The organism is Virgibacillus sp. Bac330, assembly GCF_003667845.1.
GTDB lineage: Bacteria > Bacillota > Bacilli > Bacillales > Amphibacillaceae > Virgibacillus > Virgibacillus chiguensis.
Window position 1 is genome coordinate 1620593 of the sequence record NZ_CP033048.1, and the last position, 23811, is coordinate 1644403.

Annotated in this window: 25 protein-coding genes; 20 read left to right on the plus strand and 5 right to left on the minus strand. The window is 35.2% G+C overall.

From position 1 onward, the window contains the following. Window positions 1-131: 131 nt before the first annotated feature. Window positions 132-239 (minus strand): stressosome-associated protein Prli42, encoded by a 108-nt coding sequence (prli42, locus tag D9780_RS07545; protein ID WP_116277013.1) that lies wholly within the window; start codon window positions 237-239, stop codon window positions 132-134. Window positions 240-660: 421 nt separating this feature from the next. Between prli42 and mce the strand changes: the two genes are divergently transcribed. From mce to D9780_RS07565, 4 genes are all read left to right on the plus strand, one after another. Then, window positions 661-1101 carry a methylmalonyl-CoA epimerase gene (gene mce / locus D9780_RS07550; protein ID WP_121639759.1) on the plus strand — a complete coding sequence of 147 codons (441 nt, stop codon included), beginning with the start codon at window positions 661-663 and terminating at the stop codon, window positions 1099-1101. Window positions 1102-1908: 807 nt separating this feature from the next. Further along, window positions 1909-3030 (plus strand): M20/M25/M40 family metallo-hydrolase, encoded by a 1122-nt coding sequence (locus D9780_RS07555; RefSeq protein ID WP_121639760.1) that lies wholly within the window; start codon window positions 1909-1911, stop codon window positions 3028-3030. Between the two features lie 74 nt (window positions 3031-3104). Then, complete coding sequence (locus tag D9780_RS07560; RefSeq protein WP_121639761.1) at window positions 3105-4367, plus strand: DNA polymerase IV; 1263 nt, start codon at window positions 3105-3107, stop codon at window positions 4365-4367. 132 nt (window positions 4368-4499) lie between these two features. Beyond that, the gene (locus tag D9780_RS07565) at window positions 4500-4814 is read left to right on the plus strand and encodes a hypothetical protein (protein ID WP_121639762.1); all 315 of its coding nucleotides are present in this window, start codon (window positions 4500-4502) and stop codon (window positions 4812-4814) included. A gap of 168 nt (window positions 4815-4982) precedes the next feature. Here the strand turns inward: D9780_RS07565 and D9780_RS07570 are convergent, their stop codons facing one another. The 3 genes from D9780_RS07570 to D9780_RS07580 form a co-directional block, all read right to left on the minus strand. Beyond that, window positions 4983-6293 (minus strand): aldehyde dehydrogenase, encoded by a 1311-nt coding sequence (locus D9780_RS07570; RefSeq protein WP_371413735.1) that lies wholly within the window; start codon window positions 6291-6293, stop codon window positions 4983-4985. Window positions 6294-6366: 73 nt separating this feature from the next. Further along, complete coding sequence (gene rnz, locus D9780_RS07575) at window positions 6367-7284, minus strand: ribonuclease Z (RefSeq protein ID WP_073004292.1); 918 nt, start codon at window positions 7282-7284, stop codon at window positions 6367-6369. A gap of 293 nt (window positions 7285-7577) precedes the next feature. Beyond that, window positions 7578-8315 (minus strand): glycerophosphodiester phosphodiesterase, encoded by a 738-nt coding sequence (locus tag D9780_RS07580; RefSeq protein WP_073004290.1) that lies wholly within the window; start codon window positions 8313-8315, stop codon window positions 7578-7580. A gap of 648 nt (window positions 8316-8963) precedes the next feature. On the opposite strand from D9780_RS07580, the gene D9780_RS07585 reads away from it, so the two are divergent. Genes D9780_RS07585 through D9780_RS07595 form a run of 3 tightly spaced genes read left to right on the plus strand, consistent with a single transcriptional unit; the run spans window position 8964 to window position 11065 of the window. Beyond that, window positions 8964-9947 (plus strand): MBL fold metallo-hydrolase, encoded by a 984-nt coding sequence (locus D9780_RS07585; RefSeq protein ID WP_121639764.1) that lies wholly within the window; start codon window positions 8964-8966, stop codon window positions 9945-9947. Continuing rightward, window positions 9922-10722 carry an SDR family NAD(P)-dependent oxidoreductase gene (locus D9780_RS07590; RefSeq protein ID WP_121639765.1) on the plus strand — a complete coding sequence of 267 codons (801 nt, stop codon included), beginning with the start codon at window positions 9922-9924 and terminating at the stop codon, window positions 10720-10722. Before D9780_RS07585 ends, D9780_RS07590 begins: the two co-directional genes overlap by 26 nt. A gap of 13 nt (window positions 10723-10735) precedes the next feature. Beyond that, a complete protein-coding gene (locus D9780_RS07595) occupies window positions 10736-11065 on the plus strand; it encodes an iron-sulfur cluster biosynthesis family protein (RefSeq protein WP_121639766.1) in 330 nt (109 codons plus the stop codon). A gap of 214 nt (window positions 11066-11279) precedes the next feature. Here the strand turns inward: D9780_RS07595 and D9780_RS07600 are convergent, their stop codons facing one another. After that, on the minus strand, window positions 11280-12191 hold the full coding sequence (locus D9780_RS07600) for an aldo/keto reductase (protein WP_121639767.1): 912 nt from the start codon (window positions 12189-12191) through the stop codon (window positions 11280-11282). Between the two features lie 197 nt (window positions 12192-12388). Here D9780_RS07600 and D9780_RS07605 point away from each other — a divergent pair, with 197 nt between their 5' ends. From D9780_RS07605 to sigF, 13 genes are all read left to right on the plus strand, one after another. Beyond that, window positions 12389-12934 (plus strand): NUDIX hydrolase, encoded by a 546-nt coding sequence (locus tag D9780_RS07605; RefSeq protein ID WP_121639768.1) that lies wholly within the window; start codon window positions 12389-12391, stop codon window positions 12932-12934. Next, window positions 12935-14098 carry an endonuclease Q family protein gene (locus D9780_RS07610; protein ID WP_073004280.1) on the plus strand — a complete coding sequence of 388 codons (1164 nt, stop codon included), beginning with the start codon at window positions 12935-12937 and terminating at the stop codon, window positions 14096-14098. Between the two features lie 211 nt (window positions 14099-14309). Further along, window positions 14310-14945 (plus strand): stage II sporulation protein M, encoded by a 636-nt coding sequence (spoIIM, locus tag D9780_RS07615; RefSeq protein WP_121639769.1) that lies wholly within the window; start codon window positions 14310-14312, stop codon window positions 14943-14945. A 112-nt stretch (window positions 14946-15057) separates the two neighbouring features. Next, window positions 15058-15516 (plus strand): ferric iron uptake transcriptional regulator, encoded by a 459-nt coding sequence (locus tag D9780_RS07620; RefSeq protein WP_073004277.1) that lies wholly within the window; start codon window positions 15058-15060, stop codon window positions 15514-15516. A 399-nt stretch (window positions 15517-15915) separates the two neighbouring features. Next, complete coding sequence (locus D9780_RS07625; RefSeq protein ID WP_073004275.1) at window positions 15916-16122, plus strand: DUF4227 family protein; 207 nt, start codon at window positions 15916-15918, stop codon at window positions 16120-16122. Window positions 16123-16126: 4 nt separating this feature from the next. Further along, window positions 16127-17017 carry a site-specific tyrosine recombinase XerD gene (xerD, locus tag D9780_RS07630; protein WP_116277025.1) on the plus strand — a complete coding sequence of 297 codons (891 nt, stop codon included), beginning with the start codon at window positions 16127-16129 and terminating at the stop codon, window positions 17015-17017. A 93-nt stretch (window positions 17018-17110) separates the two neighbouring features. Further along, window positions 17111-18292 carry a phosphopentomutase gene (gene deoB / locus D9780_RS07635; RefSeq protein WP_121639770.1) on the plus strand — a complete coding sequence of 394 codons (1182 nt, stop codon included), beginning with the start codon at window positions 17111-17113 and terminating at the stop codon, window positions 18290-18292. 15 nt (window positions 18293-18307) lie between these two features. Continuing rightward, complete coding sequence (locus tag D9780_RS07640) at window positions 18308-19138, plus strand: purine-nucleoside phosphorylase (RefSeq protein ID WP_121639771.1); 831 nt, start codon at window positions 18308-18310, stop codon at window positions 19136-19138. Window positions 19139-19143: 5 nt separating this feature from the next. After that, window positions 19144-20451 (plus strand): pyrimidine-nucleoside phosphorylase, encoded by a 1308-nt coding sequence (locus D9780_RS07645; RefSeq protein ID WP_121639772.1) that lies wholly within the window; start codon window positions 19144-19146, stop codon window positions 20449-20451. A gap of 498 nt (window positions 20452-20949) precedes the next feature. Further along, window positions 20950-22125: a D-alanyl-D-alanine carboxypeptidase family protein gene (locus D9780_RS07650; RefSeq protein ID WP_121639773.1), complete on the plus strand. Its 1176-nt coding sequence runs from the start codon at window positions 20950-20952 to the stop codon at window positions 22123-22125. A gap of 108 nt (window positions 22126-22233) precedes the next feature. Continuing rightward, window positions 22234-22587: an anti-sigma F factor antagonist gene (gene spoIIAA, locus D9780_RS07655; protein WP_073004264.1), complete on the plus strand. Its 354-nt coding sequence runs from the start codon at window positions 22234-22236 to the stop codon at window positions 22585-22587. Then, window positions 22584-23027: an anti-sigma F factor gene (gene spoIIAB / locus D9780_RS07660; protein ID WP_073004262.1), complete on the plus strand. Its 444-nt coding sequence runs from the start codon at window positions 22584-22586 to the stop codon at window positions 23025-23027. Before spoIIAA ends, spoIIAB begins: the two co-directional genes overlap by 4 nt. Window positions 23028-23039: 12 nt before the next feature. Further along, the gene (gene sigF / locus D9780_RS07665; RefSeq protein WP_121639774.1) at window positions 23040-23795 is read left to right on the plus strand and encodes an RNA polymerase sporulation sigma factor SigF; all 756 of its coding nucleotides are present in this window, start codon (window positions 23040-23042) and stop codon (window positions 23793-23795) included. Window positions 23796-23811 lie beyond the last annotated feature (16 nt).

A 23811-nucleotide genomic window follows, 5' to 3' on the forward strand; every position in this document is an offset into this window, starting at 1 on the left:
ATATTTTGAATGTCTTATGGGCAACTCCTTATTAGATTTAGTCTCTATTTTTAGCTAAGTAAGGAAGAAATATAATGAAAAATAACAAAGACCTCCTTTACAAGGAGTCTTTGTATATTCATAGTAAAAACTTATATAAACATCATAAGACCTGTTGTTATAGTGGAGAGAAGCATTGCTATAATCATAATATAGACAACAATTTTTGTTCTGCGTTGACGCTTAGATTGTCGCGACATTTGTGATCCTCCTTACAATTTGAAATTCTATTTATAATGAACATAAGGTTTCGTAAGATTTCCACTACAAAACTTTCAATAATCTAAACCATACAGTGGATTGAAGTAAATCCAATGAACAATGGAAACAAACTTATTTACTATAATAGATGTCCATAATATATTTTCATGTTTATTTACTTTATTTTACCTTGAAATAGATGTTTGGACAAGTATTGTAAAGTATTTTTCTACAAAATGTCATACGGAAATTTTTATCCCTGCTATCTAAAAGTAAACCTTTTTGAGTATTCTAGGAAACAGTCAAAATTACAGTAACTCTAAAATTTGATTTTCCTATAGTGAAATAAAAAACGTGGTCTGTATAAGTAAACTGATAAATATGCATGATATAGAAACGCAAAATTAGAGGAGGAAGATCATGTCTGAATATTTATCTAAGCCAAAACAAATTGCGCATATTGGCATTGCTGTACGTTCAATTAACAATGTATTGCCTTTTTATACACAAATACTAGGATTACAAGTTACAAGGCGTGAATTATTAGAAAGGGAGCTCGTTTCCATTGCCTTTTTACCTATTGGAGAAAGCTATTTAGAATTGATGGAACCATTGAGTCAAAAGTCTACTATTTTTCAGTTCATTGAGAGATATGGTGAAGGCGTTCATCATGTGGCATTGGGAGTTAACCAACTATCTAAGCGTATACAAAAATGCAAAGAGCGCCACATTCCTTTAGTGGATGATTACCCAAGGAAGGGAGCATGGAACAACTACGTCGCATTTATACACCCTAAAGCAGCAAATGGTGTTTTGTTTGAATTTTGTGAAGGGTGGACAACCACAAATGGATATGTATGATAAGTTGAACGAGTTGTATGAAAAGCGACGCCAAATGAAATTAGGAGGTGGAAAACAATGAATAAATTAACAACGTGCAAAAGGAAACCTAACAGCCTGTGAACGTATTACCTATTCGTTGGAGGAAAATCATTTGTTGAATTTTATCCGTTCATAAAACAACGTGTGACATCTATGCAGATTGAAGAAAGCGCATATGTGACGAAGTAGTAACAGGTTATGGTAAAATAAAAGAGAATCTGTTTACATTTATGTACAAGATTTTACTGTAATGGGTGGAACACTTGGGGAGATACAGTGAAAAATTGTTGACCTGCATATTTATCTAGCCAGAATAATTGCCAATCCTTAGTTTAATTAAATCAGGGGAGAGCGCATTCAAGAAGGTGTAGCTGCCTTAATGGTCAAATTCTTTGTAGAAATATTCGATATTCAGGTGTTACTCCGCAAATTTCTGTCATGTTAAGCCCCACCACAGGTGGAACTGTTGGTTCTATGCATGGCCAAATGCTGAAATAGCAGTTATTGGTGAAGAAGGTGCGATGTCCATCTATCTTATATGCTAAGAAATTGGCACAAAGTAATGCCCCACTGCCACTTTAGAACAAAAAATCTCTACATACAAAAAGATTTCTGACACCTTATGAAATGGCAGAAGTATTTTTAGTACAAGATGTGATTGATTCATGAGAAACCCGAAGTAAATTTATTCAAGCTTTGGAGATACTAAACATAAGTAACAGTCATCTCCAGTTAAAAAACATGGGAATACCCACTATGAAGAGACAAATAAAAAGGATGATTTAAATGGTGAACGAGAAGCGTTTAGTTGAAGAATTTTTAGAACTTGTACAAACTGATTCCGAAACAGGCAACGAAGGAAAAATTGCATCTGTTTTAAAAAGTAAATTTGAAGCACTAGGTATTGAAGTCTTGGAAGATGATAGCAAATCTAGGACAGGTCATGGTGCCGGAAACCTAATCTGTAATTGGAAAGGGGATATTGCTAACGCGGAGACCATTTACTTTACATCTCATATGGATACGGTTGTACCGGGTAAAAACATTAAACCAGTCATCGAAGAAGGGTGGATTACTTCAGATGGCACAACTATTTTAGGTGCGGATGATAAAGCTGGATTGGCTGCGATTCTTGAAACAGTTCGCGTCTTTAATGAACAAAAAATAAGTCATGGTGACATTCAATTTATAATAACAGTTGGTGAAGAATCTGGATTAGTAGGAGCAAAAGCCTTAAATACCTCTTTATTACAAGCAAATTATGGTTATGCATTAGACAGTAATGGTAATGTGGGAGATATTATAGTTGCTGCACCAACGCAAGCGAAGCTCCATGCAACTATAAAAGGTAAAACAGCTCATGCGGGTGTAGCACCAGAAAAAGGGATATCTGCAATTACGTTAGCGGCAAAAGCAATTGCTAAAATGCCTTTAGGAAGAATTGATGAGGAAACAACTGCAAACATTGGTCGTTTTGAAGGTGGAAAACAAACAAATATTGTAGCAGACCATGTAAAAATTTTAGCAGAGGCAAGATCTCTCGTTCCAGAAAAGATGGAAGCGCAAGTTCAGAAAATGGTAGAAGCTTTTGAACAAACGGCAAAAGAACTTGGTGGAGATGCAGAAGTTATTGTTAAAGTGATGTACCCTGGATTTAAACAAGAATCTGGAGATAAAGTGGTAGAGGTAGCTAGGAAAGCTGCTCAAACGCTTGGATTGGAAAGTCAATTACTTCAAAGTGGTGGAGGCAGCGATGCCAACGTCATTTCAGGGTATGGTATACCAACAGTTAATTTAGCTGTCGGATATGAGGAAATTCATACGACGAATGAACGGATGAAAGTAGAAGACTTGGTGAAAGTTACAGAACTCGTGACAGCAATTATTCAGGAAGTAGCTAAAAATTAAAGTGAACTCCCCTCTAAGTACTATTCTTGGAGGGGATAATAGTATAGTATTTACTTCATAAGGGAGTTATCGAAATGAATAATGGTGCCGAGAAACAAAGAAGAATTATTTTCCATGTCGATATGAATAGCTTTTATGCTTCCGTGGAGATGGCTTATGATCCCAGCCTTAAAGGAAAGCCGTTAGCTATTGCTGGTAATCCTGAGGAAAGAAAAGGGATCGTGGTAACAAGTAGTTATGAAGCTCGAGCCAAAGGAGTTAAAACAACAATGAACGTATGGCAAGCAAAAAAATTATGTCCGGATTTGCTTGTGATGCGACCTAATTTCTCACGCTATCGAGCAGCTTCTAAGGCGTTATTTAAAATATTTTCTGAGTATACTACTCTCGTACAGCCTGTATCTATTGATGAAGGTTTTATGGATGTTACAGAAATTGCAAAAGATGTCCACGCTGTTGATCTAGCCCAAGAAATACAACAACGAATATTAAGGGAGCTTGATTTACCAAGTAGTATTGGTATTGCGCCTAATAAATTTCTAGCTAAAATGGCTTCAAATATGAAAAAGCCTTTAGGTTTAACCGTGCTAAGAAAGCGCGAATTACCTACTAAATTGTGGCCGATGCCAGTTGGAGAAATGTATGGGGTTGGTGAAAAAACTGCTACCAAGTTAAATAAAGCAGGCATTTATACTATTGGAGATTTAGCAAAAAAGGATGTATATCATTTAAAACAATTCCTTGGAATAAATGGTGAGCGATTACAAAACAGGGCAAATGGTGTAGATAACCGCCCTATTGATCCAAATGCAATATATGCTTTTAAAAGTATCGGTAACTCTAAAACGCTTCCTTTTGACACTACGGATGATGAAGAAATATATACTTTACTAAAAGAATTAGCTAATAAAGTAGAACAGAGAATGAAACGAAAAAAAACCGTAGGAAAGAGTGTACAATTAACAATTCGCTATCACGATCGCCGCACGATTACTCGTAGTAAAAAGCTACGGTATTATGTACATCGTGCAAAAGATATTTTAACAGAGATATATGACCTGTTACAAAAACATTGGAATATGGAACCTATTCGTTTGCTAGGAATAACAGTAGCTGACTTAGAAGAAGGGCAACAAATTGCAAAACAGTTGGATTTATTTACGTATCAAAATGAGGCGGAAAAAGAAAAATTATACGAGGCAATTGATCATTTGACCAGTAAATACGGTGAAAATCCGTTTATTCATGTAGAAGATATGGACTCCGTAAATGCACAGCAACCAACAACAAGCTTTCAAAAAGATTTTCTAGACGATTATAAAAACGACAGAAATTAACAGTGATAGCCACATTAAAAAAAGATCCATACCTCCTCTTTTTAAATGTAATTGCGATAAAAGCATATTATATAAGGAAAAGAGCGTTTCATTATCTTAATTGAATTTAAAATTCGAGAGGGGAGAGGAAAAGTGAATAGAAAATGGAGCGTGTTGACCTATTTTACACTTTCCGTTATCGGGCTTATGCTGATTTACTTTATAGGCTCTTATTTTTTACTACATACTAGTTCATATTCATCTGCGAAAGCGGTAGACAAATACGTCAAAAACAATGACTATTATATTTCGGTTGAAATAGAAGAGAATCAAATCATAGATATAATAATAGAAAGCAAATCAACATGGGATTTAATAAAGGTGAATGCAAATTATCAAATCACTTACTCTTGGTATGGTAATGAAGTTCCTATATTGCAGGATATTAATATTGTAAACCTCTATTAGTTTACGATAATAACATTATGTAAACTAAACAGGGAGAAAATCATTCAGGGGAGGATAAGCACCTCTCCTGAATACAAGTTCACTACACTCATTCAATCGCTCACAAATAAACCTGAGGATTGTTGGAGTGTTTATTCATTTGCTCAATGAAAATCTAATTTTATAGGCTTATTTCATGATTTTTTTCAAAATGCTATCGGATATTTTTCCGCCTGGATAGCGAAACGGTACATCAAATTTTGTTGATTGTTTCATAATACTTTTTTTATGAGAAAATGTATCAAAGCTGAACTTACCGTGATAAGCTCCCATTCCGCTCTCACCAACTCCGCCAAAAGGAAGATGTGGATTCGCCAAATGCAGAACGGTATCATTAATACTACCACCACCAAAAGATAAGTATTGCATGATTTGCTGCTGTGTCTGCCCATTTTCTCCAAAATAATATAAAGCTAATGGTTTTTCTTGTTTACGTATGACGCTCACTGCCTCTTCAATTTCTTTAAACGTTAATATAGGCAAAATAGGGCCAAAGATCTCTTCTTGCATCACAGAATCTTCCCAAGTGATTTTATCTAGAAGGGTTGGTTCTATTTTTAACGTTAGTGGATCCGTCGCACCACCGTGTAAAATGGAACCGTTAGTAAGGAATTTAGATAGGCGATTAAAATGTTTTTCATTAATTATTCGGATGTAGTCTTTATTGTTTAATGGGGTCCGTCCATAGAAACTGCGAATATATTTTTTCATGGATTTAATTAATTTAAATTTTACTTTCTCATGTACATATAAATAATCAGGAGCTACACAAGTTTGTCCTGCGTTGGTAAATTTTCCCCATGCAATTCTTTTAGCTGCTAGGTTAATATTTGCGTCTTTATCAACAATGACAGGGCTTTTACCACCAAGTTCTAATGTAACAGGTGTTAGATGGTTACTCGCTTCCTTCATTATAATTCTACCGATAGCGGTACTTCCTGTGAAAAAAATGTAATCAAAGCGTTGTTGCAATAATTCTTGAGCAGTCTCTTTTTCACCTTCTACAACCGCTAAGAAAGAAGGGTCAAAATAATTATCAATCATCTTTCTTAATAGTGCTGATGTTGCTTTTGCTTCTTCTGAAGGCTTGATGATGACGCAATTCCCTGCGGCTAAAGCACCGATTGCAGGAGCCAGAGCTAGTTGTAATGGATAATTCCAAGGTGAAATTACTAAACAAACACCAAATGGCTCCTTTAATATATAATTTTTTGTACCTTTATGGGTAATTGGTGCAGCTACTTTAATTGGTTCCATCCAATTTTGTAATTGTTTTAGAGTATGATCAATCTCCATATATAAAAAGCCCAACTCAGTTGTTAATGTTTCATGTTTGGATTTATTTAAGTCTGCTTTTAATGCTTGATAGATACTTGCTTCATTTTCCTTTAACATTGATTTTACTTTTTGTAATTGTTGCTTACGAACGCTATAATCCATCGTGTTTCCATTTAAAAAAAATGTACGTTGATCAGCAACAAGCTGTGGAATGTCTATCAATGAAAGCCCTCCTTTATGTAATGGTAAACTTTGAAAAATCATTAGCTAATTCTGTATTAGGAAAAATCTCTCGGGCTTCCTGTAACAGTTGTTCGCTTTCTTTTTGTTGATACCTTGACGAAATATGTGTAATAATTAGACGTTTACAATTGCTTTCCGTGGCTAATTGAGCAGCTTGTAACGTTGTTGAATGATAGTAACGGTGGGCTAGGTTTTGCTTATCTTTGCCAAATGTCGCTTCATGAATAAGTAAATCTGCATAATTAGCAAGCTTTCTGTGAAGCTTAGAAAACCTCGTATCACCGATTACAGAAATAATCCTTCCTCGTTTTGGTTTACCAACCACATCCTTACGATAAATAGTTCCAATATCAGGTACAGTTACGTACTCATTTTCTTTAATTTCCTTATAGATCGGACCTGGTTCAATACCCATTTCCTTTAGTTTGTGAACAAGTAACTCACCTGGCTTATCCCTTTCAACAACTCGATAACCAAAGCATGGTATGCCATGATCTAATGACTGAACATATATTTGAAAATGCTCTGTTTCAATAATCATTTGATCGGTTACTTCTACGAATGATAACGGATAGGACAAGTGTGTCTCACTCAAGGTTAGATTTGTTTCTATATATTGTTTCAGACCTTTTGGACCATAGACAGTTACAGGATTGTTTCCTCCTTGAAAAGAACGGCTACTTAAAAAACCTGGTAAACCATAAATGTGATCGCCATGCATATGCGTAATAAATATCTTATTAACTTTCCGTGGCTTGATATTCGTTTGCAAGATCTGGTGTTGTGTTGCTTCTCCACAATCAAACAACCAAACACTATTCTGTTCTTGTAGTAATGATAACGCGATAGCAGAAACATTTCTTTCTTTGGAAGGAACACCAGCTCCAGTACCTAGAAAAACTACTTCCATTATTATTCCTCCATATTCCTTAAATGACCCACTATAGCTATTATACTGCATTTATAATAGCTTTTGTTTAGAATAGCATTTTTTTCTTCATCATGCAGTAGGAAAAAATATCAAGATATTTTTTAAAGCTACCCGACTTGAATGAGAACTGAGTGGAAAGTTAATACCTTGTCTCTTCTGTATTAACAGTAAATTAATTTGTATGCGTATTCAAGGTATTTGGATTGTATAGCAATTATACACTCGTTGTTATATTTACGAGCTTTTGAAGCGTCGTTTCCAACTATAAAGGATTAACGATTGTACAACAAATTACGATAGTAGAATGCCAGATCAGGTACGTCTGTAAACATTCCGTCCACACCATATTGAATAGATCGAATAATGTGGGCCGGGCGGTTTACAGTATAAAGTCTTAGTTTTACGTTTTGTTCATAAGCGGAGGCTACGATTTTTGGTGTGATCAACTTATATTTTAGGTGTAATGCACTAGCACCTAATTCCTTTGCAACATGTATAGGATAGCGATATCGCCGCGATGTTAATAACGCTATTTCAATGTTTTTTCTATAATTTAACAGTTTAACCACGCTATTAGGATTGAAAGTCGATATAGTTGTTCTATTCGTTAGTTGATAAGCAGAAATATACTCATAAACGATGGCCTCTATATGATGGTATGCCACTTTATTATTTTTTAGTTCAATATTTAAATACAAAGGCTTATGCTTCGCCCATGTTAAAAAGTCTTCTAAAGTTGGAATAGGAGTATGGGCATAATTAGGCGAAAACCAACTACCTGCGTCTAGCTGACATAGTTCATGGTAAGTATAATCTTTAATATAACCGCTGCTGTTCGTTGTTCTTTTTACATTCTCGTCATGAATAAGAACTGGCACTTGGTCTTTTGTTAATTGAACATCTGTTTCAATTCCATCCGCTTGCATTTGATATGCTAATTCAAAGGCTGGCATCGTATTTTCGGGAGCATAATAACTTGCCCCTCGATGAGCATATAGGGTTGGTTTCACTCCGTTTCACCTCGAAATGCACGTACTAAAATATTTTTACATTTGAATAAGGATTATTCAATGCTTTTAGTAACATGCTGCCATTATTTTACTTCCTCATTACCTTATACGTTTATGTTTAACAGAAAATATATGATAGGTGTAATACTATGATAAAGTTTCTGACGTAATAGGGTCAAATGTGATTGTTTATTAATAGTTACTTAACGTATGCAACTAGTTACATTTCATTTTAGAAATGGTAGAGTTACCGTATAAGCAATACTACACCTTTCCGCATATAGACTTCGTGATAAGCTTAGTTTTTTCTAATAAAATGAATGGTACAGAACAATAGCTTATGTGGAGAGAAGTGTTTATGTGAATAATCAAAGTATCATTAACGAGTATGTAAAATTTGTCTTTTTTTATTGAACATGTCGCCTAACAGTGCATTAGATACAACATAAAAAAATCGACAAAGAAGTAGAAAGGAAGTACAATATATGAAGTAAACACCTTATATTTGTTAGTATCGCATTGGTATCACCTAATCACTTTTGAATGAGTTCAGAATGGAGGTGCCGTTTTTCTTTTTGAAGAGAAAGACTTATGGCATCTTAATATTTGAAATAAAAATGAATGGCGATTCAGTTGGAGGAATCAAATATGAAAGTAATTGAACAAACAATTAGTCAGCTAACATTGCCTACTCCTTTTGCGGTCGGTGATGTGCATGTATACGTTTTAAAAGGAGATATTTTATCTATTGTGGATGCTGGTGTGAAAACGAGACAGGCATGGGAAGCATTGACAACGCAATTAAAGCAAATAGGTTATCGACCATCAGATATAGAGCAGATTATTTTGACCCATCATCATCCTGATCATATCGGTTTAACAGAACAGTTTCCAAATGCACAATATATTGCCGCTGAGCCAAGTGTGAACACTTGGCTCACAAGAGATCAGGAATATTTGGAACATTATAGGCGTTTTTTTGAACAATACTTCGTGGCTAGTGGCATCCCTAAAATATTTTATCAGGCTTTGGATAAGCTTGAAGCAACCATGGATTTTGCAGGGAGAGGAGAAGTTACGACACCGCTAGTAGAAGGTGATCGATTACCTGGACATCCAGAATGGGAAGTAATTGAAACGAAAGGGCATGCGCAAAGCCATCTGTCTTTTTTGCGTGACCGTGATCACCTTTTAATTGGCGGGGATCATCTTTTGGAACATATCTCGTCCAATCCAATAATAGAGCCACCGAAAATAGGCAAAACAATAGAAGATAGACCAAAGCCGATGATACAATATCGGAAGAATTTGCAAAAATGCGTTGATATAAACGTGAACAAAGTGTTACCTGGTCACGGCAAGATCGTAGAGAATCCACAACAGTTGATTCTCTCACGTTTAACAAAGCAGGAGGAAAGAGCAAATATAGTTTATGAATTTTTACAGCAAAGCGTAATGTTAACGCCATTTGAAATTTGTAAAAAGTTATTCCCATACCAATATAAAAAACAAATTGACCTAACTATGTCAGAAACGTTCGGACAATTAGATTATTTAGAATCTTTAAAACAAATCATAAAAAGAAAAAAGGACGGAATCATCGTTTATGAAGCGAACTTCATTAGTGAATAAAAAAATAATTATTACAGGTGCATCAAGCGGTATTGGAGAGAAAGTGGCATGGTATGTTGCTAAGGAGAGAGGTATTCCTATAATATTAGCTCGCTCACGAGATAAATTGGAGCATTTAAAAGCGGATATTCTTTACTCATTCCATATTGATAGTCCTATTTATATTGTTGATTTGTTAAACAAGCAGGAGACAAAAAAGGTAATAAATGAAATCATAGAAAACCACGATCCAGTGCATGGTCTCATTAATAATGCTGGTATAGGAATGTTTGCAGAATTGAGTGCAATGAATGACGGTGATATCGAGTCTATGATCCAATTAAATGTAACTTCTTTAATTGGTATAACCAAGCAGCTGTTGCCATATTTTCAAAAACAATCCTTAGCACATATCGTTAATATAGCATCTCAAGCAGGGAAAATAGCCACTCCAAAAGCTTGCGTATATGCAGCGACCAAACATGCAGTACTTGGCTTTACAAATGGACTGCGCCTGGAGTTGACTGCAAGTAGTAATATTTATGTGACAGCAGTAAATTTAGGGCCTGTGAAAACGAATTTTCTTCATACAGCTGATCCAACAGGTAGGTATGAGAAAAATGTTGGGCGTTACATGTTGGATCCAGATGATGTAGCAAAAAAAATTGTACAACAATTATTTATTCCAAAAAGAGAGATAAATTTGCCATTTTGGATGGAAATTGGCAGCCGAATCTATCAATTGTTTCCAGCAATATGCGAAAAGCTATTTAAAAGCCAATTCATGAAAAAATAAAGGGGGAATTCCAATGGAACTAAAAATTACGAGTAAAGCTTGGGAAGAGCTACAAGGATTACCGCTAGAATATTATCCGTATTTATTTTTGTGGTATGATACGGAGGGGTGCGGCTGTGGGGTAAACGGCATACCAACAATTTGTTTAACAAAACAATTGCCATCAAACTATAAGCGGGTATTAAATATGCAAATACCGACTTATATTCAAGAACAACAAGAAATATTTTTTGCAGAACAATTAATTTTGGATTACAACCAAGGTTTATTTCGTCTAAACAGTCCTGAGGAGATTTTGAATCCTTTTATTCCTAGACAACAATTAATTTCTCTCATAGAATAAATATTCATCGTTGAGTGTCCAAAGAAGAGATCGTTCAAGTAAGAATTTACTAAAAAACAGCCGCGTTTAATAATTATTTGCACAAGTTTGCACGCACTATGCATCACTGACAATCAACCTGAATGTATGTTCTCTCAAAATGCATCCGCTGCTATTTTTTTACATACCAACAGTTAGCAATTTTGAGAGTGTATTAAGGAAAACTTAAAAAATTCTAACGGTGTGCCTCGTAAACAAGAGCTTTGGTTATTACTTTTAATTTTTCATAGATATGTTCGGGTAAAGAATGCGTAATATTTTTTGTAACTGATTCTTTTATTTGGTCAATAGAACTTGCGCCAAATACCGCACTAGCAACAGCTGGATGTTTCAAGACATATTGAAATGCAAGCTCATTTATTTTCGCTGGGTTATTGATAGAAGTAAGTTGTTCATAAGTTTGATGAAGTTCTTCTTTTGAATATCCAAGTAAACCATTTTTCCCTTTTTTATCAATCTGATGAATCCCATGTTCAGTTAAAATTCCTTTTGCTAAAGGGCCTCTTGCTAAAACGCTAATTTGATTTCGCAGTAAAAGGTCAAGTATTTCTTCTTCAGGTCTTCGGTCGAACAAACTATATTGCATCATAACTCCGTCTATAGAAGATTTTTTTACAAATTCTTTGATAACATTAGGTCGTATCGAGGATATGCCATAAGCTCGAATGAGTCCTTCCTGTTTTAGTTCTTCAAAGGCTTCAATAGTTTCGTCAATTGGGTCTTCAATGGTGCCACCATGTAGCATATAAAAGTCAATATAATCTGTTTGTAGGCGTTGAAGACTTGCTTTTAGACCATTGAGGATATGTTTCTTAGAAGGGTCCCAAAACCAAGTTTGTTTTACTTTATCAAAATGATTGCCTACTTTTGAAGTAATAATTACTTGATCTCTCTTCTGTTTGATCGCTTCTCCAACAATTTTTTCATTCTCTCCAAAATCATATAGATCAGCTGTGTCTAAATGATTAATACCGTTATCAAGCGCATAGTCAATAATATTCTTCGCTCTTTGTAAATCTGTACCTACTGACATGCAGCCTAATGTTAATTCTGAAATGTAAATAGATGATTTTCCAAGTTGGTTCATTTTCCATCTCCTTTCTTTTTTACCACTTACTATTAAATTTATAATTAGGTATGTTTTATAAATCAGCAGTGTAGCTATTGAACGTTATAATCGTCCCTAGTAACTCTATTTTATCTACTCATAACCGTGAAAACAAACCATACGTATGATTTTGTGATAAAATAAGGAAAAACGAATTCATAACAAGGGTGATATCAATGAACAAATTTGAAGAGAAAACGATACGTTCCAAGCAAATATTTACAGGAAACATCGTACATTTACAAGTAGATGATGTAAAACTTCCAAATGGTAAAGAGACGAAAAGAGAGATTATTAAACACCCAGGTGCAGTAGGGATCATTCCTATAACGAAAGAAAATAAGATTGTACTAGTGGAACAATTCCGAAAGCCTTTAGAAAAATCTATTTTAGAAATTCCTGCTGGCAAGCTGGAAACAGGTGAAGATCCGGAGACCACAGCAATTCGTGAATTAGAAGAAGAGACAGGATATACGACGAAAGAATTATCATTTGTAACTTCGTTTTATTCTTCGCCTGGGTTTGCGAATGAATTAATGCATATATATATTACGAACCAATTGGAGCCGTTAGACGAAAGCGTTGACGGGGATGAGGATGAGTTTATTGAAATCGTTGAATTATCATTAGAAGAAGCAAAACAATACGTGGAAGCAGAACGAATTCATGATGCAAAAACAAATTATGCTATTCTCTATTTACACGCATTAGGTTTGAGCTAAATGCTATCTTCGTATACGGCTGACTTACACATCCATATTGGTCGAGACATGTATTTTGCCCCTGTTAAAATAACGGCTTCTAACCGTCTGACATTAACGGCGATTTTAAGAGAAGCAAGTATAAATAAAGGAATTGATATGATAGGCGTAGTAGATTGTCAAGCGCCTGCTGTGTTACGGGAGTTGAAACAGTTGATAATTCAAGGGGAAGCTAAAGAGTTACAAGAAGGTGGTATTCGATTTGATTCCGTTACGCTTCTATTAGGATCAGAAATTGAGGTGAATGATGCCAAGGGGCAAGGGCCGATACATGTCCTTTGCTATTTTCCCCAAATCCACCAAATGGAGATATTTTCTGAATGGCTTAGTCTACGGATGAAGAATATTTCTTTAAGCTCGCAACGTTTTTATGGATCTGCTAAAGAATTACAATGGAAAGTAAAAGATTTACAAGGTGTGTTTATTCCCGCGCACATATTTACTCCCTTTAAAAGTTTATATGGTAAGGGTGTTTTACGATCTTTATCAGAAATACTATCACCAGATTTAATTGATGGAATGGAGCTAGGTCTAAGTGCTGATACGCAGATGGCCGATCAGATAGAGGAACTGCATTCTTTTACGTATCTAACTAACTCTGATGCACATTCTTTAGGAAAGATCGCCCGTGAGTATCAACATATGCAAATGAAACATCCTTCATTTAAAGAGTTTCAGTTCGTATTAGCGAACAAAAATGGCAGGAAAATACAAAATAATTACGGAATGAATCCCAAATTAGGTAAATACTATAGAACGGTATGCAGTCAATGCTTAACTTATTTAACGGTAGAAAAATCGGTTTGCCCTAACTGTCATTCTAAAAAACATGTGAAAGGTGTAGCAGACCGAATTGCAGATTTAAAGGACGCGGATGAACTTTGTAGCTCGCGACCGGACTATACGTATCAAGTTCCATTAGAATACTTGCCGGGGATAGGGAAGAGAACATATGAAAAACTTTTGAAAAGCTTTGGAACAGAAATGCATATTATACATCAAACTACTAGGGAGAAGCTTGCTCTAGTAGTATCAGAACAAATAGCACAAGCTATTATTGATATGAGAAATGGGGAATTACATGTTCAAGAGGGAGGTGGAGGGAAATACGGTTTTATTAAGTGAACTTGCTAATAGAATCGATAAACCTTCACGCTGCCAATAAGATATCTTCTGTAATATAACACGATGTCAACTATCTCTTATTAAGTTATTACAAATAGGGAAATGCATTTGTAAATGTATAGTTTTTGATAGAAAGTTAATAGAAACATGGTATTTTTGCTTGGTTACCTTCATAGATTTTAATATAGCAGTTTTTGAATGGAGGATTCCAATGCAGAAAAATAAAACGCTTCTCATTAATCATGTCAAAGAACATGCAACAATCTATTTATTTATGGTCATTCTATTTTTAACTGGTGTTATATTTGGAGCAATCCTCGTTAATAGTATGAATTTTGTTCAGAAACAAGATTTATTTTTCTATTTAGAACGATTTTTCAAACAGATAACTGATAATGAACAAGCGAATTACGATGAAATTTTCAAAAATAGCTTTTTTTATCATATTAAGTATTTATTGCTTTTATTTGTGTTAGGGTTATCTGTAATCGGTTTGCCATTAGTTTGGATCCTAATTTTTCTTAAAGGTTTGGTAATCGGATTCTCTGTTGGTTTTATGGTTAATCAGCTAGGAATGAATGGTTTGTTGATCGCTACTTTATCCATCGCTCCACAAAACTTTCTTATTATACCTGTATATATTGTAGCAGGTAGCTTGGCAATGATTTTTTCTTTAACATTGTTGAGTAAATTATTTACTAATAAAATAGCACAACCAGTTTTTCAACCTTTTGGAAGATACGTCATATTATTTTCATTGTTGGCTCTTTTTGCTAGTGTTGCTGCTCTTTTAGAAACATTTATTGCAAATGAAGCAATGCAATGGGTTGTTCGGTCATTTTACTAATAATCCATCTTATCTTATAATTATTATAAATATAATGTAATATGATTTTGCTTTGACACAATTTTCATCCACGCATATAATAAAGATGGGATATGAGGGAGGTAATAGCCCAATGGAACATCGAATTGACCGGATTAAAAAACAACTCCATGCCCAAAGTTACAAGTTAACACCACAGCGCGAAGCTACTGTCCGTGTTTTATTGGAAAGGGAAGAAGACCATTTAAGTGCGGAAGATGTTTACTTATTAGTAAAAGAAAAAGCCCCAGAAATAGGTTTGGCAACTGTATATCGTACATTAGAATTATTATCGGAATTAAAAATTGTTGATAAAATAAATTTTGGTGATGGTGTTTCTCGTTACGATTTACGAAAAGAAGGTGCAAAACATTCACATCACCACCTCGTTTGTTCTGAATGTGGTGCAGTTGAGGAAATTGAAGAAGATTTACTTGAAGAGGTTGAAAAAATAGTTCAAAATGAATGGGGATTTCAAGTAAAGGATCACCGACTCACATTCCATGGTGTTTGTAAGCAATGCCAAGCTGTAACAGTAAGTGCTTCTAGTTAATTTTCATGCTACTATACTAGAAGCACGTATTTTCACTAAATTGTTTTATTTAAATTGGATTTGGATAATGGAACCTAGAAAATTTGTATTCGCTAATCGGATAGGAAACGAACTAAAAAAATAAAAACTTACATATGGAAAATCATTTACAAATAGCGATAAAAGCTGTACATTAAAGATAAGACTCTTTGCTAGTTTTTTATTTTAACTCTTCAAGTGACGGCCATACCTTATTAGGTTAAGAGTTTCCATGTTAGTACAGAAGCCAAGTACGACGGCACGAACTGCTATGGTTAAGTTTGGAAACTATTGCTATATGAAGTTTTACTTTAATACGTATATTGCCCCTCTATTTCTGCATATCTTTTTTATAAAGATATTTTTAGAGGAGCAAAATGTATGAGAACAATTCTAATGGATATTGTAAAAGTGTTTTTTTTGTTTGTTGCGTTCACTTTATTATTTTACTATGGTTTACGTGTCATGCATGCTGAATATGAGCACTTTCATCGCTACACCCCACCTGAAGGACCTGCTGTGAAAGTGTATTCAGAAGAGCATAGTTTTTTTGAACGCATTCATTTATTTTTCCGTTTAGGGGAGTAAAATTATGTTACATGATAGTGCAAAAGATTTTTTTCAGTATCTGCGAATTGAGCGAGGGTTGTCAGATAATACACTTACATCCTACCAAAGAGATATTAAACATTATATTCAATACTTAAAAACGATTGTAGGAAGAAATGATTGGGAAGAAGTTACACGAACAGATATGACCAAGTTTTTATACAGCTTGAAGGATAATAATAAGTCCTCAGCTACGATATCTCGTCATATTTCTTCACTGCGAGCGTTTCATCAATTTTTAGTTCGTGAGCGAATTGTGACTCATGATGCAAGTTTGCATATTGAAACACCAAAGAAAGAGCGCAAACTACCAGATGTTTTGTCTGTCAAAGAAATGGATGCGCTTTTAAACATCCCAGGGACAAGCCCATTACAAGTAAGAAATAAAGCTATGTTTGAACTTCTCTACGCAACAGGATTACGTGTAACTGAAATGATTACTTTAAGAGTTTCTGACTTACATCTAACCATGGGATTTGTGCAGTGTGTAGGCAAAGGGTCGAAAGAACGTATTGTTCCATTAGGTAATACAGCTATCCATGCAGTGGAGAACTATTTGCAACAGGGAAGAAAGAAGCTATTGAAACGTCAACTGACGGATACTCTATTTGTAAATCAACATGGTAAGCCATTGTCACGACAAGGATTTTGGAAAATTTTAAAGAAAAGAGCGTTGGAAGCCGGTATAAACAAAACGATTACACCCCATACATTACGGCACTCTTTTGCTACGCATTTATTAGAAAATGGGGCAGATTTACGACTGGTTCAAGAAATGCTTGGACATGTGGATATTTCCACAACACAAATATATACACATGTAACAAAAACTAGGCTAAAGGATGTTTATACAAGTTATCATCCCAGAGCTTAATTTCTACTGAGTTGTCTGACATCCTACAACATGGAACGTAAACATAGTTTCTCTTAATTTCGGGAACATAACTAATAGAAGGAGGGAACATCATTGCAAAAATTTAAACGTATTTTTCTTGTAGTAATGGATTCTGTAGGTATTGGAGAAGCGCCAGACGCTGAAAAATTTAATGATAAGGGGGCTGATACTTTAGGACATATTGCAGCACATCGGAATGGACTTCATATGCCGCATATGGGGAGCTTAGGTTTAAGTAATATTAGAGAAATTCAAGGAATTGAGAAAGCGGATTCTCCAAAAGCACATTATACAAAAATGAAAGAAGCTTCGAATGGGAAAGATACGATGACAGGTCATTGGGAAATAATGGGACTTCATATTGAACAGCCGTTTCGCACTTTTCCAGAGGGCTTTCCAGCTGAACTTATTCAAGAATTGGAAAAACAAACGGGTCGTAAAGTAATTGGAAATAAACCAGCGTCTGGTACGAAAATTATTGAAGAACTTGGCGAAGAACATATGGAATCGGGTGCGTTAATTGTATATACTTCCGCAGATTCTGTTTTGCAGATCGCTGCACATGAAGAAATCATTCCAATTGATGAACAGTATCGTATTTGTGAGATAGCACGAAAGCTAACATTAGATGAAAAGTATATGGTTGGTCGTGTGATAGCTCGACCGTTTATTGGTAAACCAGGTGCCTTTGAACGAACTGCAAATCGCCATGACTATGCTTTAAAGCCGTTTGGTAGAACAGTTATGAATGAATTAAAGGATAATCAATACGATGTCATTGCTTTAGGAAAAATCTCTGATATTTATGACGGGGAAGGGGTTACGGTAGCAGTACGTACAAAAGATAATGATGACGGAATGACAAAATTAGTCGAGTCTATGGAAGAAGACTTTAATGGAATCAGTTTTTTGAATTTAGTTGACTTCGATGCGAAGTACGGACATCGTCGTGACCCTGACGGTTATGCTGAAGCTTTGGAAGCTTATGATGATCGACTCCCAGAAGTACTAGAGAAACTACGGGATAATGATTTATTAATTATAACGGCTGATCACGGTAATGACCCAACTCACCATGGTACAGATCACACTAGAGAGTTTGTTCCACTACTTGTTTATCATAATGGTATACAAGAAGGGAAAGAGTTACCAATACGTGAAACTTTTGCTGATATTGGTGCAACCATTGCTGAAAATTTTGAAGTTTCAATGCCAAAACATGGAACAAGCTTCTTAAATAGCATTAAAAAATAGTAGGGGGAATCGCGTATGAATCCAGAAGCAATAAAGCAAGCAAGCACGTTTATACAACAAAAAATACAACATCAACCTAAAATAGGTTTAATTCTAGGATCAGGGTTAGGCGTGTTAGCGGATGAAATTGAAGATGCAGTAGTTATTCCATATAACGAAATACCACATTTTCCAGTATCAACGGTATCAGGTCATAAAGGGCAATTAGTCTCAGGATTATTAAAAGGAAAGCCAGTTATTGCCATGCAAGGACGATTTCATTATTATGAAGGATATCCAATGCAACAAGTTACTTTTCCTGTTCGTGTTTTTAAAGAGCTTGAAATGGAGACTCTTCTTGTTACCAATGCTGCAGGTGGCGTAAATGAACAATTTCGCCCTGGAGATCTTATGCTTATTACAGATCATATTAATAACATGGGAGCCAATCCATTAATTGGTAAGAATGATAATCAATTAGGAGTAAGATTTCCCGATATGTCGGAAGTGTACAGTAAAAAATTAATCGCACATGCTGAATCTTGCGCTAAGGACATTGGTTTACCAATTCAAAAAGGGGTGTATGTTGGCAATACAGGCCCTTCATATGAAACGCCTGCTGAAGTTCGTATGCTTCGAACGTTAGGTGGAGATGCTGTTGGGATGTCAACGGTTCCTGAAGTTATTGTTGCAGAACATGCTGGTATGGAAGTCCTTGGTATTTCTTGCATTTCAAATATGGCAGCAGGTATTCTTGATCAGCCATTAACCCATGATGAAGTAATTGAAACTACAGAACGAGTGAAAGAATCATTTCTGCAATTTGTTAAGCAAGTAATTGTAAAAATTCCGGAAAGGTTAGGTTGATAAATATGCGTATGTATGACATTATTGAAAAAAAACGAGACAATCAAGCGTTAACAAAAGGCGAAATTCAATTTTTTATTCAAGGTTATACGAATGGAGAAATTCCTGATTATCAAGTTAGTGCTCTATTAATGGCAATTTATTTTCAAGATATGAATGATCAAGAACGTGCTGAGTTGACCCAAGCTATGGTCGAATCTGGGGATCAGATTGATTTATCTGCTATTAAAGGAATAAAAGTAGATAAGCATTCCACTGGAGGTGTTGGTGATACAACAACGTTAATTCTTGCGCCACTCGTTGCTTCTGTAGGTGTACCGGTAGCTAAAATGAGTGGAAGAGGACTAGGTCATACAGGTGGTACAATTGATAAATTGGAGTCTGTGCCGGGCTTTCATGTTGAAATATCCAATGATGAATTTATAGACTTAGTTAATAAAAACAAAGTAGCAGTCGTAGGTCAGTCAGGCAATCTTACTCCAGCTGATAAGAAAATTTATGGTTTGAGAGATGTTACGGCAACTGTAAATTCAATACCGCTGATTGCTAGTTCTATTATGAGTAAAAAGATTGCTTCAGGTGCAGATGCTATCGTTCTTGATGTGAAAACGGGCGCTGGGGCTTTTATGAAAGAGTTAGAAGATGCTAAGGAACTTGCAACGGCTATGGTTACAATAGGAAATAAAGTAGGAAGAAATACGATGGCGGTTATTTCTGATATGAGTCAACCACTGGGTCAAGCAATTGGAAACGCCTTAGAAGTAAAAGAAGCAATTGAAACATTGCAAGGAAAAGGGCCAGAAGATTTAACGGAGCTTTGCTTAACATTAGGAAGCCAAATGGTTGTTTTGGCAGAGCAAGCTGATACAATTGATGAGGCGCGCAAGAAATTAGAAGCAAACCTGCATAATGGAAAGGCATTACAGCAATTTAAGATTTTTCTTGAATCTCAAGGTGGAAATGCTTCTGTAGTCGATCATCCGGAAACTTTACCCCAAGCATCTTATAAAATAGAACTGCCTGCTAAAAGTTCCGGAAAAATCTCTGAAATCATAGCTGATGACATTGGAACAGCAGCGATGATGCTAGGTGCTGGCAGAGCAACGAAAGATGCAGTAATTGACTTAGCGGTTGGTCTTGTTTTAAATAAGAAGATTGGAGACAGTGTGCAAGAAGGAGAATCTTTACTTACAATTTATGCAAATACAGAAGAAATTAACGATGTTAAAGAGAAGCTTTACAATAGCATTACTATTTCCACAAATGAAATAAAAGCACCAACATTAATTCATGGTATGATTACAGAATCATAAAAAATAGGTTTTTTTACCTTAACTGGTTTGAATTGAAGCCTATATGCAAGAGTACGATTTTGCAATCATGATTTTTAGTTTCTAGAGAACGAAAAGCTTTCGTTTATTTCTAGATATAAAACAGGTGAAATTTTCTACATCTTGACGAAAAACTAGTTTAACAAACTTTCCTTCCTTAGGCTAGGAAACTATGTCAAGATAGGTGATGGCTCGCTCAATGCGAGCCATTTATTTTTGTGCTATTAGGAAAGCATAAGATTTTTAGGTTTATAGTATAAGTAAAACGACGATGTTTTATCCTCATACAGACTTGGCAATCGCCAAGTCTTTCTAAAAAACTACTTTTAAAGTAAGCATATAAAGTAAACTTATCTCCAATATTCTGGTATAAAAAATGCCTAATTTGGTTAGCCTATATGTATGACGTCTGAATAGAAACTAAAGCATCTATATCGGTTAAAAATGGATAACCTACATAGGAATATTGGAGGGAAAACAATGAAAAAAGCTCTATGCATCATCAGCCTTGTCTGTATTCTCATTGGAAACGCGGTAACTTTCGTAAGTGCTGAAGAAGAAAAAGAAAATACCGATCAAAAGTTAGCTGAAGATGCTAAATCAGCTCTTTTGATGGAGCGCGATACTGGAAAGATATTATTCCATAAAAACGAGCATGAAAAACTACCACCAGCAAGTATGACGAAAATTATGACGTTGTTATTAATTATGGAAGCATTAGATGAAGAAAAATTAAAAATAAACGAACAAGTAAGGGTAAGTGAGCATGCTGCTTCTATGGGAGGGTCGCAAATATTCTTGGAAGCCGGAGAAAAGATGAGTGTTGATGACTTGTTAAAAGGAATTTCTATAGCTTCTGGTAATGATGCTAGTGTCGCTTTAGCAGAACGAATAGCTGGAAGTGAAGATGCTTTCGTAGAAAAAATGAATCAAAAAGTAAAAGAACTTGGATTAAAAAACACAAAATTCCAAAATGTAACAGGGCTTCCTGCTGATGGTCAGTATAGTACAGCTCATGATATGGCTGTAATGTCGAAAGAGTTACTAAAATATGAAGATATTACTAACTACACCTCCATTTATGAGGATTATTTACGTAAAGGGGAAGATAATGAATTTTGGCTTGTGAATACAAACAGGTTAGTAAAATTTTATGCAGGTGTTGATGGGCTAAAAACAGGCTATACAAGTGAAGCAAAATATTGTTTGTCCGCTACAGCGGAGAAAGAAGAAATGCGAGTTATTGCAGTAGTTATGGGAGCTAGTTCTTCTAAAGAAAGAAATGAACAAGTTTCTAAAATGCTTGACTATGCATTTAACCATTATCAAACGCAAAAATTATTTGAGAAAGGTGATAAAATAACCGAGCTTAACCTAACTAAAGCTGAAAACAAAAAAACGGATGTAGTTGCTGCAGAATCTATTAGTACATTATTTAAGCGGGGAGATTCTTTTGACAATATTACTACAGAAGTGGTTATGAAAGAAGATATTCAACTTCCTGTTCAAAAAGGGGATTCTGTAGGTGAGCTTATTATAAAAGATAAAGATAACATTTTATCTAAAAGTAATTTGACTGTTAAAGATACTATTCATGAGGCGACTTTCGGTACTCTTTGGAAGCGTGTATGGCAAAATATGGCGAAAAATGATTAATTATTTCTATTTTGGCAGAACTATTTCTTCTTTTGTCAACGAGCAGGATTTATATTCTAGATTCTCGAACTATAAAAGTATGGCAGTATGAAGGAGGAGACAAAGGCAATGGGACTTCATTCAACATTTGCTGTTAAAGAGAATGTATTAGTTGTTCGCCTTTCTGGGGAATTAGATCACCATGAAGCAGAACAACTACGTAAAGAATGGAAAGAAGTAATGTGTGAGCATGACATTAAACATGTGGTTTTAAATTTAGAAGCTATGGATTTTATGGATAGTTCTGGTCTAGGAGTAGTGTTGGGAAGGTATAAGGAAGTATTACAGTTAGGAGGAGAGATGGTTGTTTGTTCTGTCTCCCCTCCAGTAAGAAGGTTGTTTGAAATGTCAGGATTATTTAAGATTGTTCGATTAGAGGAGAACGAGCAATTTGCTTTAGAGACGTTGGGGGTGGCATCGTGAAAAATGAAATGACAGTTACCTTTTCAAGTGTTAGTGAAAATGAATCATTTGCCAGAGTAACCGTAGCTGCTTTTGTAAGTAAGCTTGATCCGACGATGGACGAACTTACAGAAATTAAAACAGTAGTATCAGAAGCTGTAACTAATTGCATTATTCATGCTTATAATAATGAACCTCATCATGAAGTAACAATAACCTGTGCGTTAATAGATGAACAAGTGGAATTAATTATTAAGGATAACGGAATTGGGATTGATGATATTGACGAAGCACGCCAGCCACTATATACTTCCAAACCTGAGTTAGAGCGATCTGGAATGGGTTTTACGATTATTGAGAACTTTATGGATACTGTCGAGGTTATATCTAATCCTGAACAAGGCACAACTGTACACATGACCAAACAATTAACCAACGCAAAAACGATGTGCTCATCGTGAAAGGTCTTAGCGATGAATGTTAATGTGCAAGGGGATAATAGGAGCGATTCACTATCTGATCAGGAAGTAAAAACACTAATTGAAAAAAGTCAGCAAGGGGATAAAGTAGCAAGAGATAAATTAGTGGAAAAAAATATGCGCCTTGTATGGTCGGTTGTACAACGGTTTATAAACAGAGGATATGACCCAGACGATTTGTTTCAAATTGGAAGTATTGGTCTCATTAAATCCATTGATAAGTTTGATTTATCCTATGATGTCCGTTTTTCCACGTATGCTGTGCCAATGATTATTGGTGAAATTCAACGTTTTATTCGAGATGATGGAACTGTGAAAGTTAGTCGATCATTAAAAGAAACTGGGAACCGAATTCGAAAGAAAAAAGATGAATTAACGAAAAAAAACGGTAGATCACCAACAGTAAATGAATTATCAGAGGCATTGGAAATTTCACCGGAAGAAGTTATCCATGCACAGGAAGCAAGTAGATCGCCACAATCTATTCATGAAACGGTATTTGAGAACGATGGTGACCCAATTACGTTATTAGATCAAATTTCCGATCAAGATACAAATTGGTTTGAAAGGATCACTTTACAAGAGGCTATTCGCGACCTAAGTGAAAGAGAAAGACTCATTGTTTATTTGCGTTATTACAAAGATCAAACGCAATCTGAAGTAGCTAAACGTTTAGGTATATCGCAAGTACAAGTATCTCGATTAGAGAAGAAAATATTAGAGGAAATGAAACTATACATTGATGTTTAAATAAAATTAGTTGTAA

What these genes read in the sequence shown, in the direction of transcription:
- D9780_RS07570 (WP_371413735.1), bottom strand. Translation starts at nt 6,293, where the DNA reads ATGGATTATAGCGTTCGTAAGCAACAATTACAAAAAGTAAAATCAATG.
- rnz (WP_073004292.1), bottom strand. Translation starts at nt 7,284, where the DNA reads ATGGAAGTAGTTTTTCTAGGTACTGGAGCTGGTGTTCCTTCCAAAGAA.
- D9780_RS07625 (WP_073004275.1), top strand. Translation starts at nt 15,916, where the DNA reads ATGAGAACAATTCTAATGGATATTGTAAAAGTGTTTTTTTTGTTTGTT.
- D9780_RS07620 (WP_073004277.1), top strand. Translation starts at nt 15,058, where the DNA reads ATGGAACATCGAATTGACCGGATTAAAAAACAACTCCATGCCCAAAGT.
- spoIIM (WP_121639769.1), top strand. Translation starts at nt 14,310, where the DNA reads ATGCAGAAAAATAAAACGCTTCTCATTAATCATGTCAAAGAACATGCA.
- D9780_RS07650 (WP_121639773.1), top strand. Translation starts at nt 20,950, where the DNA reads ATGAAAAAAGCTCTATGCATCATCAGCCTTGTCTGTATTCTCATTGGA.
- mce (WP_121639759.1), top strand. Translation starts at nt 661, where the DNA reads ATGTCTGAATATTTATCTAAGCCAAAACAAATTGCGCATATTGGCATT.
- xerD (WP_116277025.1), top strand. Translation starts at nt 16,127, where the DNA reads ATGTTACATGATAGTGCAAAAGATTTTTTTCAGTATCTGCGAATTGAG.
- D9780_RS07560 (WP_121639761.1), top strand. Translation starts at nt 3,105, where the DNA reads ATGAATAATGGTGCCGAGAAACAAAGAAGAATTATTTTCCATGTCGAT.
- spoIIAA (WP_073004264.1), top strand. Translation starts at nt 22,234, where the DNA reads ATGGGACTTCATTCAACATTTGCTGTTAAAGAGAATGTATTAGTTGTT.
- D9780_RS07610 (WP_073004280.1), top strand. Translation starts at nt 12,935, where the DNA reads ATGCTATCTTCGTATACGGCTGACTTACACATCCATATTGGTCGAGAC.
- D9780_RS07555 (WP_121639760.1), top strand. Translation starts at nt 1,909, where the DNA reads ATGGTGAACGAGAAGCGTTTAGTTGAAGAATTTTTAGAACTTGTACAA.
- prli42 (WP_116277013.1), bottom strand. Translation starts at nt 239, where the DNA reads ATGTCGCGACAATCTAAGCGTCAACGCAGAACAAAAATTGTTGTCTAT.
- D9780_RS07595 (WP_121639766.1), top strand. Translation starts at nt 10,736, where the DNA reads ATGGAACTAAAAATTACGAGTAAAGCTTGGGAAGAGCTACAAGGATTA.
- sigF (WP_121639774.1), top strand. Translation starts at nt 23,040, where the DNA reads ATGAATGTTAATGTGCAAGGGGATAATAGGAGCGATTCACTATCTGAT.
- D9780_RS07645 (WP_121639772.1), top strand. Translation starts at nt 19,144, where the DNA reads ATGCGTATGTATGACATTATTGAAAAAAAACGAGACAATCAAGCGTTA.
- D9780_RS07585 (WP_121639764.1), top strand. Translation starts at nt 8,964, where the DNA reads ATGAAAGTAATTGAACAAACAATTAGTCAGCTAACATTGCCTACTCCT.
- D9780_RS07605 (WP_121639768.1), top strand. Translation starts at nt 12,389, where the DNA reads ATGAACAAATTTGAAGAGAAAACGATACGTTCCAAGCAAATATTTACA.
- D9780_RS07600 (WP_121639767.1), bottom strand. Translation starts at nt 12,191, where the DNA reads ATGAACCAACTTGGAAAATCATCTATTTACATTTCAGAATTAACATTA.
- D9780_RS07640 (WP_121639771.1), top strand. Translation starts at nt 18,308, where the DNA reads ATGAATCCAGAAGCAATAAAGCAAGCAAGCACGTTTATACAACAAAAA.
- D9780_RS07590 (WP_121639765.1), top strand. Translation starts at nt 9,922, where the DNA reads ATGAAGCGAACTTCATTAGTGAATAAAAAAATAATTATTACAGGTGCA.